The sequence below is a fragment of the Ochrobactrum sp. 19YEA23 genome (assembly GCF_029909865.1).
In the GTDB taxonomy this organism is placed as follows: Bacteria; Pseudomonadota; Alphaproteobacteria; order Rhizobiales; family Rhizobiaceae; genus Brucella; species Brucella gambitense.
This window is the reverse complement of sequence record NZ_JASAMQ010000004.1, coordinates 41468-53479: the sequence shown is the minus strand read 5'-3', so window position 1 is coordinate 53479 and position 12012 is coordinate 41468. Positions and strand designations below refer to the sequence as shown.

Below are 12012 nucleotides of genomic sequence, written 5' to 3'. Positions count from 1 at the left end.
TCCCACACGAGGAGACTTTGATGAGAGTCAGCATTGACCGCTCACAGCTCGCGCATGCCTTGGCTACCGTCAACCGTGCCATCGAAAGCCGAAATTCCATTGCTATTCTCGCCAACGTGCTCTTAGCAGTCGAGGACGGCCAGCTACGGCTTACTGGCACCGATTTGGACGTGGAGATAACGACCAGTCTGCCGGTGCTCGACTGCCAGCCGGGTCGTGTAACCGTTCCCGGCAAGATGCTTGCGGATATCGCAAAGCGAGCGACGGGCGACATTACCCTTGAGCTGGACGCAGCTGGCGGTGGAGGCCGCCTTACCGTCGCGTCCGGTCGAAGCCGTTACAAGCTCGACATTTTGCCCGCCGAAGACTTTCCGTCCTTCAGCGCCGGGAAGTTCGACACGACGCTTGAGCTGGATCTGGCAGCGCTTGTGGCGCCGTGCGTGCATTGTATCTCGACGGAAGAAACCCGCTATTACCTCAATGGCGTCTATCTGCATGGAGTCGAAGGCCGATTGGTTGCTGTGGCAACCGATGGGCACCGGTTGATGCGCAACGTCGGCTCGGAAGGCGTGTTGGAATACGGCGTGATCCTGCCGCGAAAGCTGGTAGGCCTGCTGCCGAAAGGTGCGGTTACGGTAGAACTGTCCCAGAACAAGGTGCGCGTCACGTCTGGCTCAACGGTTATCACTTCCAAGCTGATCGACGGGACTTTCCCCGACTATGTGCGCGTCATTCCAACCGGCAACAGCAACGTGCTCACCGTCGACCGGCAGGCGCTCATGAAGGCGGTCGAGCGTGTCGCGGCTGTTGCCGACGACAAATCGCGGGCGGTGAAATTCGCAGTCGGCGATGTGCTCCGACTGATGCTGGCTGACAAGGCCAGCGATGAGGTTTCGATTGAGTTTGAAGGCGAGCCTTTGGAAATCGGCTTTAACGCCCGGTATGTCAACGACATGCTTGGCGCGCTGGATGAAGCAAACGTGCGTTTTGCTCTCGGTGATGCAGGCTCGCCTGCCGTCGTTAAAGGCGAGGGCGAGTGGACTGGCGTCCTGATGCCGATGAGGGTGTAGGAATGGCACCGCTCCCAAAAGCTGAATCCAGCACGGTCCGCGCCATCTACGCTGCTTACGAGGCCCAGGCTAAGTCCTGGGACTCGTGGGGCATCAGCGTTGGCGAGGCTGGCACGGAATGTGACAGAGCCTTGTGGTTCGGTTTCCGCTGGGTCTCGGCGCACGAAGTTCATTCGGGCCGCCAGTTAAGATTGTTCGCTACCGGCAATATCGAGGAAGACCGTCTGGTGGCTGACCTCGAACGCATCGGCGTCGACGTCTACGGGCAACAGGACAAAATCAGGCTGGTATCGGGATTCGTGCGCGGCAAGTGCGACGGCAAGGCAATTGGCGTTCCTGAAGCGCCAAAGACCGAACACTTGCTAGAATTCAAGTCGAGCAACGAGAAGGGCATCAAGGAACTACAGAAGCACGGCTGCCAGAAAGCCAAGCCACTTCACTACGCCCAGTGCCAGCTTGGAATGCAGGCTTTTGGATTGACGCGCTGCTTGTATCTGGCGTCGTGCAAGAACACCGATACGCTCTATGCCGAGCGCATCGAATATGACGTCGAATTCTGCCTTCGGCTGCTGGCACGCTGCGAACGCATCGTGTTTTCAGATGAGCCGCCCAGCCGCATCAGCGAAGACCCGGAGTTCTTCGGATGCATGTTTTGCAAACACCGGGGTGTCTGCCACGAAGGCGTCCAGCCGCGCGTCAACTGCCGCACCTGCCTTCACGTTCAGCCAGAGCATGGCGGCGATTGCCACATGTCATGCGCGCGCTGGAACAAGCCATTGTCGATCGACGAGCAACGCGACGGCTGCCCGGCGCATCTTTATCTGCCGGGGCTGATAAATGGCGAGCAGATCGATGCTGACGAGGTAGCGGAAACTGTCACGTATCGTTTGGCGACGGGTGAGATTTGGGTGGATGGGGTGAGGGGTGCGCGGCTTGAAGGCCATGGTTGATTACGCGCACTTCCAAACCACAATTTTCTCAATGATTGGACCAAACTGAAATAACGCGCCAAACAAAATTAGACGGAGACCCCACCGAGCAGCTCGAGATTGCGCCAATAGGCTTTGGACATGTGGTAATTTGTCCATATCTTCCGGATTTTCAGGGACGTAGCGAGCGACACCGATAAGCCTAGCTTGATCCCTAGTAAGAATAACGGATCGCGCTGTTACCCATGCTCCAATACCTGTCATTGCAAGACCTACGCAGGTGGCTGCGTCGCCCCACGAAAGTGGACCACTTAACCAAGTCAATTCATTCATGCTAGCCCCCCAGCAACACTACTGAATTTGCTTACACATTCGTTTTGCTGGCAGCAAGAGGTAAATATGGCATTGCGATACTATCAGCGCGAAGCGGTGGACTCCGTTTTCGATTATTGGAAAGCCGAGGCGGGACATCCTCTGCTGGACATGGCGACTGGATGCCATGCCGCCGGCGCGCCTGTTCTGATGTATGACGGCACAACGAAGCCTGTCGAGCTCGTGGCGGTCAATGATAATCTTATGGGACCCGATAGTAAGCCGAGGCGAGTGCTGCGTACCGTGTCTGGTCGCGAAATGATGTATCGCATCACACCGGTTAAGGGAGATCCGTTTGTCGTCAATGAAAATCACATTCTAAGTCTGAAGACGACCAATGAAGGTAAAAAAGCCACACGATTTCCCAATTCTCATAAGTCGGCAGGAACGATCGAAAATATCACTGTAAAAGAATACCTCTCGAAGGCAAAATATTGGAAGCACATTCGCAAACTGTGGCGAACTGGCATTGATTTCGACTATGTCGCGAATGATAACCTTCCAGTGCCCGCCTATATAGTGGGGGCAATGCTTGGCGATGGCAGTCTCGTACATAGTGTCGGCATAACTAACATGGACCCTGAAGTCCTCGATGAGGTTTGCGACTACGTGGAATCCATCGGGCTAAAGCCCCGCGTCACGCAGAAGGTTGGGAATAGGGCATGGCAAGTATTTTTCCCTGATGATGATGCCAGCCGTAGCGTTAGGAATCGACTGGTTGCACATCTGGAGGCCGCTGGCATTTGGGGGATGGTCTGCGACCAGAAAAGCATCCCGCATATGTATAAAACGGGCAGCCGTGAAACTCGCTTAAACGTGCTTGCTGGCTTACTGGATACTGACGGCCACCTATCAAAGAATAATCATTTCGACTTCATATCGAAGTCGGAAAATCTGTCACGCGATGTAGCGTTTGTCGCGCGCAGCCTGGGGCTCGCGGCATATATTACCCCTTGCATGAAATACTGCCAGACTGGCGGCGGAGGGCAATATTGGCGCGTCTCTATTTCTGGCGACACTGACGTGATTCCAAATAGAGTTGCGCGTCAGAAGGCGCAGCCTCGTCGTCAGATCAAAAATCCGCTTGTGACTGGTTTCGATATCGAGCCGATAGGAGTTGGCGACTACTACGGGTTCGCACTGGATGGCGATCATCTTTATCTGACTGAAGATTTCATGGTGCATCACAACACCGGCAAATCGATGACACTTGCCACGCTATTCCACGAGTTGATTACCGGCTGGCCTGATATGCGGCTGTGCTGCTGCACTCATGTCGTGGAACTGGTCGAGGGCAACTTCAAAGAACTGCTTGGCATCGCGCCATTTACCCCGCTTGGGATTTACGCTTCCGCACTTGGACGCCGGGATGCAAGGGCGCAGATACTCTTTGCGCAATTGCAGACGGTATATAATAAGGCGGCGCAGATCGGGCACGTTGACGTGCTGGCCATCGATGAAGTTCACTTAGTGCCGAATGATGCAAACACCATGTATCGGCAATTCATCGACGCGTTGTTGGCAATCAATCCCGACATGAAGATCGTTGGTTTGTCGGCAACGCCTTATCGCCTTGATAGCGGACGGCTCGATGAGGGTGACGATCGACTGTTCGATAAGGTCGTCTATACATACGGCATACGGCAGGGCATTGACGACGGATATCTTTCGCCAGTCACGTCAAAGCCCACTGAGACCAAACAAGACACTTCGCATGTTCCGATGCGCGGGAATGATCTTGCGAAGGGCGCATTGCAGGATGCAGTTGATCGGGACGATCTCAATGGCCGCATTCTTGAAGAGGTTTTTGACACGGAAGGGCAACGCAGGACAGCACTATTCTTCTGCGCCGGCGTGAAGCACGCCACAAACGTGCGTGACATGGTTCGCTCAATGGGAAAGTCCTGCGAAGTTCTTTCTGGTAATACGCCACGGGCTGAAAGACGCAACATTATCGAGGCATGCAAGGCGGGCGAGATATGGGGCATCACCAACGATAACGTCATGTCTACTGGAACTAATGTGCCGCGCATTGACCTCATCGTGGATATGGCGCGCACCAAATCGGCAAGCCGTTATGTGCAGCGCGTCGGACGTGGAACTCGCGTGCTTTACCCGCCGCGATTTGATCCCGAAGCGGTGGGACCGGAAGAAAGGCGCGCTGCTATCGCGGGCTACCTGAAGCCAAACTGTCGTTACATGGATTTTGCGGGCAACGTCGCAGAGCACGGCCCGGTCGATATGATCGAGCCACGCAAACCGACAAAAGGCGACGGTCAAGCCCCAATCAAGGTCTGCCCGACCTGCAACGAGCAACTTCATGCTTCATTGCTCATTTGCTGGTGTTGCGGCCACGAGTTTGAATTCGATGAAACGCCGAAGCTACAAAGCCACGCAACTGACGCGCCGATTGTGAGTGTTGCTGTGCCGGAGACGCGGGAAGTTACACGCCGCACCTTCGCATACCACGAAGGCAAGGGCGGCAAGCAGGACAGCGTGAAGGTGTCTTATTGGGTTGGCATGTCGCCAATCAACGAATGGCTCGGCCCCGCTCATACCGGCTTCTTCAAGTCGAAGTCAGACAGGTGGTGGCGAAAGCACGGCGGTCAGGCTCCGTTCCCGAAAACGGTGCTGGAATTCATGGAGCGCCAGAACGAATTGCTGACAACCGCAGAGATTGTCGTGAAGCCCAGCGGCAAATACTGGGAAGTTGTCGACGCTATGGCTGGCGCGGCCAATGACAACACGCCAGAGGCGAGCAATGATAATGAGCCGGCCTGGCTGGCGGAGATAGGTGATGAGGTGCCGTTTTAATCAAGGCAGGGGTTAGTCGTCCTTGCCTTTTGCCCTGTCTCTAAGAATTTGCGCAGCTCTGGCTCTATATTTTTCCTTCACCTCGTCGGGAACGCCACCACCGACACTAGCTCCGCTTACGATTTTGCTAACGGCAGAATCCCAGTTCAGGTCGGGATCAGAATTCTCTTGCTCAAAAAGTTGCTTCGCGAGCTCTTCGATCTCTAGCTGCTTTTCCAATTCGCCGCTCATGTCGATCTCCATCTGTAAAAGGGCCTGTAATGTAGAAGATGGAGAGCAATTCTGGCGAGGCAAGGCATGAAGCGGTTGCTATGGGCCATGAAGGGTGTCCGCATCGCGCGATAGGGCGGGGGGGCTTTGGTACACGCGATGCGGATGCATTCCAAAGGAGGATTGCACCGACTAAATAGGAACTGCAGCCCGATCGAACAAATGACAGTTCGTGACAGCTCGAAAGCATGAGTGAGAAAGAGCCGCTCCGTGGCATAAATGCCCGGAGCGACGGCGCCGAGTAGCCCCCCGGATACCCAAAACGCTATTCCAATGTACCACGGTGAAACACATATCAAAAAATTAAATTTACGTAACGTAAGCCCTCCCGCCAAAGATTCGTGGCTGGCTATTAACAATAACCGCTGTGAGGCGTGTTAACTTGCCCACCGCTGCTTATCGCAGCAAAACCAACCACCGAAAACACGAGGAGCAACAATGACGGACAATTACGACCCCTATAACCTGGCACCTGCTGGTCACAATAGACCGCCGCTTACTGCCTTCGAGACTGTAAAACAGGAAATCGAAAACCTGTTCGATGAAGCTAAGAATTTCGCAGACGGCGAAGCGATCGACAGCCAGCAACTGGCAGATGCGATCACCGAACTGCACGATAAGCTCCATGAGGCCGGGAAGCGCGCCGACGAGGCCCGTAAGGATGAAGCTAAACCGCATGACGACGCAAAGGCAGAGATACAGGACCGGTACAACAAACTGATCGGCAATACGAAGTCTGTCAAAGGCAAGGTCGTCCTCGGCAAGGAAACGTTGCAGAACTTGCTGACGCCATGGCGCAATAAGCTTGTTGCTGAAAAAGAAGCCGCCGCACGTGCCGCCCGTGAAGAGGCTGACCGCATTGCGCGTGAAGCGCAGGAGGCCATGCGAGCCAGCGCAGGCAATCTCGAAGAGCGCGAGAAAGCCGAAGAGCTACTTGCCGAGGCGAAGAAAGCCGACCGATGGGCCAAGCGCGAAGATCGTTCGGCAACCACTGGCACGGGGCTGCGCACTATCTGGCACTGCAAGTTGGAAGATGAAGGTAAAGCTTTGGATTGGGCATATGGCCGCGCGCCAGAGCGTTTCAAGGAACTCGTGCAGTCGATGGCCGAAGAAACAGTGCGCGCCGGTATGCGTCAGGTGCCTGGGTTCAGGGTCTGGGATGAGCGGGTGGCGAGGTGATGGCAAAGCTAGACCCTACGGATCGTTTGTCTGTCTACACAGGATCTACTTTTTTCGTAGCAAGTATAGTGGGATAATTGCCTACCAAACATGTACAGGGACGACACATGAAGAAAATGGCTCAAATTATCGCCGACATTGATTATGTTGTGCAAGCCAATAAAGAGTTTGCTGTTCAATTCATGTCGCCGAATAGACCGTTCTGGACAACAACACTTTTCTTGTTGGCGTCACTTCAAAGAATAGAAGCAAATGCCGCTGGCTTCATAGCAATGGTTGAATGTCGAAATTATACGATAATGTCAGCCATTTTGCGCATGCAGATTGATACGGCTATGCGAGTAAATGGCCTTCTGTTGATGTCAAACCATGAAGATGGGATACGTCGGATACTCGACGGTGAAAAATTTAACAAACTACGTTGTCGCTCAGGAAAGAAGCTTCTTGACGGATATCTTGTTGAAAAGCTTTCAGAATCGCATCCATGGGTGAAGCTTGTTTATGAGCGAACGTCAGGAATGGTTCATCTATCTGGAACGCACATACATCATTTGTTCGACTATGCGGGCACTTCCGAGGCTGACGGTAATGCAAGAATCGATCTCATCATAGGTGCCATTAATCCGACTATACCAGACGAGCTACATGAAGAGGCAGCGGAGGCATTTCGCCACGTAACGGCAATCGCTTCCACATTAGTCATCACTCTACTCAATCATCATCCTGTTGAACTCAATGAAGCACCTCCCGAAGCGTCTTAAGTAAAATCAACGATCCCCCCCGCTAGCCACCAACTGGCGGGTTACCACCACGAAACACGAGGAGATGAGAATGAACGAACCGCTACCGAGCGGGCCTTTCGGCTGCGTCCTAGCGGACCCGCCATGGGCATTTCGAACCTACAGCAAAAAGAACGTCGCCCCGGCTAGAGGTCGTCAGCCTTACAGCGTGATGTCGCTGGAGGATATCAAGGCACTACCTGTCGAACAGGTATGCGCCCGCGACTGTTTGCTCTTCATGTGGACCGTTTCGCATCTGCAGCGTGAAGCCTTCGATGTGGCCGCCTCATGGGGATTCCGCCCTGTCAGCGTGGCTTTCGTCTGGGACAAGGGGCGCATGGGAATGGGCTATTGGACACGACAGGAAGTTGAAATCTGCCACCTGTTCAAGCGAGGCAAGCCGCAACGTCAGAGCAAAGGCGTGCGTTCGCTGATCAAGGCACCCCGTCGTGAGCATAGCCGCAAGCCTGATGAACAGTATGAGCGCATCGAGCGGCTTGTCGACGGCCCGTATCTTGAACTATTCGCGCGCCAAGCGTGGCCGGGCTGGTCATCGTGGGGCAACGAGGCTGGCAAGTATATAGCGGCCAATGATAACCAAGATTTGCTGGGGAGGGTGGCATGACGATCCGCGACCGTTTTCGTCAAAAAGACCGGGGGCACAGCCATCCCGACAGCGCCCCGGCCCAATTTCCTCTCGAGGGAGAGGCTTTCAAGCGTCCGTATTGGAGAGGTTCGCTTGAAGTCGCTCACCATAACACGTCTTCTCAACCTGAAGTTAAAATAAAAGCGGGAGAGCAATATGACGGTTGCTGAAGACATCTGCCACGTCTGCGCCCGCCACGCTGTAGGTCTCGGCGTGCAGGCAGACCGCGAGCCTATCCGTTGGCTGTGCAAGGAATGCGCCGACATTGCCGAGCATATTCGGCATCGGCGTCGGTTAGATCCTTACGAGCTGCGTGCGCTTGATACGGGCGTGGAGGCGGTCGGGGAGTATTTGCAGGCCATACAGAAAACCGACCTTGCCGAGTGTGACGAGCTCGAGGCCAGGCAACTGGTGAAAGCCGCATGGGAAGGTTGCGGGCGGGGGATGCGTGCGGCCCTTAGTGAAGCTCCATTCTGAGGAAGCCATGACAGCCTATTACAATGAGTTTGACCCGAAGGCGGCGGCTTGGTTGCGCGAGCTAATCAAGGCTGGCCACATCGCACCGGGAGATGTTGATGAACGTTCAATTGTCGATATTCGACCTTCCGACCTTATCGGATACACGCAATGCCACTTCTTCGCCGGGATCGGCGTCTGGTCACACGCGCTCCGCCGAGCGGGATGGCCAGACGACCGCCCGGTCTGGACCGGTTCCTGCCCATGCCAGCCTTTCAGCGCGGCAGGCAAAGGAGCTGGGTTTACTGACGAGCGGCACCTATGGCCGCACTTCCACTGGCTTATCGAGAACTGCCGACCTTCAATCGTCTTTGGCGAGCAAGTTGCAAGCAAAGACGGCCTTGGATGGCTCGACCTTGTACAAGCTGACCTGGAAGGATCGGGCTACGCCAGCGGGGCGGTCGATACCTGCGCTGCGGGCTTCGGTGCGCCGCACATCCGACAACGGCTCTATTGGGTTGGAAAAAGGCTGGACGACGCCGCAAGCCCACGACACGACGGGTCGGTCGAAGAACCAGAAGGAAATTCACGGCACGAAACACGGCTGCGCGTGTCTGGTGCGGGAAGCGGACTTGGCGGGCTGGAAAACCCCGTGCACTCCGAACGGAGGACGCAGCATGTCAACAGAGAAGATGGACGCGACGGGCAAGACGGTCGACGGGAAGAAACACACGGCCTCATTGGAACACGAAGCGAAGTTCGCGGGCCGGCCAACGCCGAGGGCGTTGGATGGGGAGAACAATGCGCGGACACTATCCGGAGCGGAGAGCGAAGCGGCGCGCAAGGGGTGGAACAACGATCTGGGAGTTGCAGCATTCGCCCCGTTGCCCGCCCGACTAACGGCTTCTGGCGAGATGCTGACTGGCTCTTCTGCCGGGATGGAAAGTGGCGGCCAGTTGAACCCGGCACATTCCCGCTGGCTCATGGGGCTGCCGCCCGAGTGGGACGACTGCGCGGTTACGGCAATGCAATCGTTGCGCCCGCAGCGCAAGCGTTCATCGAAGCGTGCTTAGCGACCGAGATAATGCCCGCCAATGACAATCACTGCGGCGTGACGTTTAGACCTGCGGCATGAATTCGGTTCATTAGAGCCGTCGCCGCCTCGGCCTCATCGATATCGAGGTCTTTTAAATAGGAATCTTGCAGCTTGGCCACGTGGTCGGTTTCGGTATCGATGACCGACCATTTGCCGTTGCTCGTTCTCATCATTTCATACCGTCCTTTGGACATCTCCAGGCTCCAATAAGGAAGATTCATGGAAAATAACATCCAAGTGTTTTCGGGTGAAGACCCCATGCTCGACGTCGCACTGTCCTACACGGCACGCAGCTGGCCCGTATTTCCCTGCCGTGCCGCTGACGAGGAGTTCATCGACGAGGACGGCATCATTGAAATTCTCGCGACTAAAACGCCGCTAACTTCAAATGGTTTCCGCGGTGCCACACTGAATGAGCGCATTGTGCGGGAGCTCTGGCGCCGCAATCCCGGTGCAATGATCGGCGTGCCCACCGGTGCGCCTATCGGGGCGTGGGTGTTGGATATCGACCCGAAGCATGGCGGGCCGGATACGCTCTCAGCATTGGAAGCCGAGCATGGCGCTCTACCTGCCACGCTTACGGCAGAAACCACGAGCGGCGGCCGACATTACTTCTTCAAACACAAGGCTGGCGTGCGCAATCGTGGTGCATTGGGCGCTGGCATCGATGTTCGCGGCGACGGCGGCTATGTCATTGCGGCTGGCAGCGTGCCGGCTGTTGGACAGCCTTATCGCTGGCTGGTCGATGTGGAACCGGTCGATGCGCCAGACTGGCTGCTGGAGCTTGTCCTGCCACGGTCATACGACAGCACGACTATGTATCAGGCGCCGTCGGTTTCAGGCACGATCAACGATCGGTATGTCGAGCGTGCGGTACAGTCTGAGCTGGACGATCTCGCAATGGAGCCGATGGGCAACCGCAACAACCGCTTGAACGACGCTGCGTTCCGGATGGGAACATTCGTCGGTGCCGGAGCCTTGTCGGAATCCGAAGCACGGGCCTTGTTACAAGACGTGGCGCGCGGCTGGGGCAGGGACTTCCCGCGTTGCTGCAAGACGATCGACAATGGACTGAAGGCGGGCAAGATGCATCCGCGTCAGGCACCGGAAGCCGTCAATGACAATACCAAGCTGGTGGACATCACCCGTATGCTCGACAACGCACGGGCGAAGGTGGATGAGCTGCGTGAACCCGAAGCACACAGCGTCGAGCCTGACGCCCCGCCCATCGAAGAAGATCCCACCGACCAACCCATCCTCGCAGCCACGCCATTCCAGTGGAAAGACCCGTCGACACTGCCACGCCGCGAATTTGCTTTCGGTCGGCATTTCATCCGCAAGTATGTCTCGGTGACAGTTGCACCGGGCGGGCTTGGCAAAACCGCCAACAGCATCGTGGAGGCGCTAGCTATGGCGTCGGGGAAGGCCTTGAACGGCGTTAAGCCACCACGCCGCCTTAAGGTCTGGCTGTTCAACGTCGAAGATCCTCGCGACGAGCTTGAGCGACGCATCATGGCGGCGTGCATCCACTTCAATCTCAAACCCGAAGACATAGACGGGCACCTGTTCCTCGACAGCGGTCGCGAGCAGGAGCTTGTCGTAGCGATCGATGACAAGAAAGGCGTCAAAATTCAGGAGCCAATCGTAGAAGCCGTTGCCAAAACCATCCTTGCCAATGGCATCGACGTGATGATCGTCGATCCGTTTGTTTCGACGCACCAGGTCAACGAAAACGACAACGGAGCAATCGACAAAGTCGCAAAGCTCTGGGCGCAAATCGCGGACTATACCAATTGTTCCATCGACATCGTGCACCACCTGCGCAAGGTGAGCGATCGCGAGGCTACCGTTGAAGACGCTCGTGGCGCAGTGGCGTTGATCGGCGCAGCGCGTTCGGTGCGCGTGCTTAATCGTATGTCCGAAGCGCAGGCCAATGAGGCGGGCATTCCCGGCATGGATCGGTTCGGCTATTTCTCGATCACATATGGCAAGTCGAACCTTACGCCGATGTCGCACCGCCTAGACTGGCGCCATATCGAAAGCGTCGCTTTGGGTAATGGGCGAGGGCTAACCCAGCCGCAGGACCATGCGCCCGTCGTGACTGAATGGCATTGGCCGTCCAGCGAAGAAGTGGCCGAAGGGCTGACTGATGAACAGAAAGACGCAATCCGTGGCGCTGTAAATGGTGGCATGTACAAGCAAGCACCGCAGGCCAAAGACTGGGTTGGTCACGCCGTGGCATATGCTCTTGGGCTGGATATAGACGACGAGGTGCAAAAGAAGCGGGCCAGCCTCATTACCAAGGCACTCTTCAAGGAAGGGTTTCTCGCAAAGGTCGAGGAGCGCGATCCGATACAGCGGAAAACGACGTCGTTTGTGAGGGCGGTTTAGGGGAAAGCAG

The 12012-nt window shown here is 56.0% G+C and carries 12 protein-coding genes; 10 read left to right on the top strand and 2 right to left on the bottom strand.

Going from position 1 to position 12012, the window contains the following annotated elements:
- Positions 1–20: 20 nt before the first annotated feature.
- The 3 genes from dnaN (at position 21) to QBD01_RS11690 (ending at position 5185) form a co-directional block, all read left to right on the top strand.
- A complete protein-coding gene (gene dnaN, locus QBD01_RS11700) occupies positions 21–1070 on the top strand; it encodes a DNA polymerase III subunit beta (RefSeq protein ID WP_280992949.1) in 1050 nt (349 codons plus the stop codon).
- Between the two features lie 2 nt (positions 1071–1072).
- A complete protein-coding gene (locus QBD01_RS11695; protein WP_280992948.1) occupies positions 1073–2020 on the top strand; it encodes an oxidoreductase in 948 nt (315 codons plus the stop codon).
- A gap of 378 nt (positions 2021–2398) precedes the next feature.
- Positions 2399–5185, top strand: coding sequence for a Hint domain-containing homing endonuclease (locus tag QBD01_RS11690; RefSeq protein ID WP_280992947.1), 2787 nt, complete (start codon positions 2399–2401; stop codon positions 5183–5185).
- A 12-nt stretch (positions 5186–5197) separates the two neighbouring features.
- Here QBD01_RS11690 and QBD01_RS11685 read toward each other — a convergent pair whose 3' ends face one another.
- On the bottom strand, positions 5198–5416 hold the full coding sequence (locus QBD01_RS11685) for a hypothetical protein (protein WP_280992946.1): 219 nt from the start codon (positions 5414–5416) through the stop codon (positions 5198–5200).
- Between the two features lie 477 nt (positions 5417–5893).
- On the opposite strand from QBD01_RS11685, the gene QBD01_RS11680 reads away from it, so the two are divergent.
- From QBD01_RS11680 to QBD01_RS11655, 6 genes are all read left to right on the top strand, one after another.
- Positions 5894–6634 carry a hypothetical protein gene (locus QBD01_RS11680; protein WP_280992945.1) on the top strand — a complete coding sequence of 247 codons (741 nt, stop codon included), beginning with the start codon at positions 5894–5896 and terminating at the stop codon, positions 6632–6634.
- Between the two features lie 107 nt (positions 6635–6741).
- Positions 6742–7395, top strand: a complete 654-nt coding sequence (locus QBD01_RS11675; RefSeq protein WP_280992944.1) for a hypothetical protein — start codon at positions 6742–6744, stop codon at positions 7393–7395.
- 70 nt (positions 7396–7465) lie between these two features.
- Positions 7466–8038, top strand: coding sequence for an MT-A70 family methyltransferase (locus QBD01_RS11670; RefSeq protein WP_280992943.1), 573 nt, complete (start codon positions 7466–7468; stop codon positions 8036–8038).
- The gene (locus QBD01_RS11665) at positions 8035–8229 is read left to right on the top strand and encodes a hypothetical protein (protein ID WP_280992942.1); all 195 of its coding nucleotides are present in this window, start codon (positions 8035–8037) and stop codon (positions 8227–8229) included. Before QBD01_RS11670 ends, QBD01_RS11665 begins: the two co-directional genes overlap by 4 nt.
- Positions 8216–8536 (top strand): DUF6511 domain-containing protein, encoded by a 321-nt coding sequence (locus QBD01_RS11660; RefSeq protein WP_280992941.1) that lies wholly within the window; start codon positions 8216–8218, stop codon positions 8534–8536. Before QBD01_RS11665 ends, QBD01_RS11660 begins: the two co-directional genes overlap by 14 nt.
- A 7-nt stretch (positions 8537–8543) precedes the next feature.
- Entirely contained in the window at positions 8544–9650 is a 1107-nt protein-coding gene (locus tag QBD01_RS11655; protein WP_280992940.1) for a DNA cytosine methyltransferase, read from the top strand.
- Here QBD01_RS11655 and QBD01_RS11650 read toward each other — a convergent pair.
- A complete protein-coding gene (locus QBD01_RS11650) occupies positions 9617–9832 on the bottom strand; it encodes a hypothetical protein (protein WP_280992939.1) in 216 nt (71 codons plus the stop codon). The genes QBD01_RS11655 and QBD01_RS11650 overlap by 34 nt on opposite strands.
- Here QBD01_RS11650 and QBD01_RS11645 point away from each other — a divergent pair.
- The gene (locus QBD01_RS11645; RefSeq protein WP_280992938.1) at positions 9831–12002 is read left to right on the top strand and encodes a bifunctional DNA primase/polymerase; all 2172 of its coding nucleotides are present in this window, start codon (positions 9831–9833) and stop codon (positions 12000–12002) included. The two genes, QBD01_RS11650 and QBD01_RS11645, sit on opposite strands and share 2 nt — an antisense overlap.
- The last annotated feature ends 10 nt before the right edge of the window (positions 12003–12012 follow it).

What these genes read in the sequence shown, in the direction of transcription:
- dnaN (WP_280992949.1), top strand. Translation starts at nt 21, where the DNA reads ATGAGAGTCAGCATTGACCGCTCACAGCTCGCGCATGCCTTGGCTACC.
- QBD01_RS11695 (WP_280992948.1), top strand. Translation starts at nt 1,073, where the DNA reads ATGGCACCGCTCCCAAAAGCTGAATCCAGCACGGTCCGCGCCATCTAC.
- QBD01_RS11690 (WP_280992947.1), top strand. Translation starts at nt 2,399, where the DNA reads ATGGCATTGCGATACTATCAGCGCGAAGCGGTGGACTCCGTTTTCGAT.
- QBD01_RS11685 (WP_280992946.1), bottom strand. Translation starts at nt 5,416, where the DNA reads ATGAGCGGCGAATTGGAAAAGCAGCTAGAGATCGAAGAGCTCGCGAAG.
- QBD01_RS11680 (WP_280992945.1), top strand. Translation starts at nt 5,894, where the DNA reads ATGACGGACAATTACGACCCCTATAACCTGGCACCTGCTGGTCACAAT.
- QBD01_RS11675 (WP_280992944.1), top strand. Translation starts at nt 6,742, where the DNA reads ATGAAGAAAATGGCTCAAATTATCGCCGACATTGATTATGTTGTGCAA.
- QBD01_RS11670 (WP_280992943.1), top strand. Translation starts at nt 7,466, where the DNA reads ATGAACGAACCGCTACCGAGCGGGCCTTTCGGCTGCGTCCTAGCGGAC.
- QBD01_RS11665 (WP_280992942.1), top strand. Translation starts at nt 8,035, where the DNA reads ATGACGATCCGCGACCGTTTTCGTCAAAAAGACCGGGGGCACAGCCAT.
- QBD01_RS11660 (WP_280992941.1), top strand. Translation starts at nt 8,216, where the DNA reads ATGACGGTTGCTGAAGACATCTGCCACGTCTGCGCCCGCCACGCTGTA.
- QBD01_RS11655 (WP_280992940.1), top strand. Translation starts at nt 8,544, where the DNA reads ATGACAGCCTATTACAATGAGTTTGACCCGAAGGCGGCGGCTTGGTTG.
- QBD01_RS11645 (WP_280992938.1), top strand. Translation starts at nt 9,831, where the DNA reads ATGGAAAATAACATCCAAGTGTTTTCGGGTGAAGACCCCATGCTCGAC.
- QBD01_RS11650 (WP_280992939.1), bottom strand. Translation starts at nt 9,832, where the DNA reads ATGAATCTTCCTTATTGGAGCCTGGAGATGTCCAAAGGACGGTATGAA.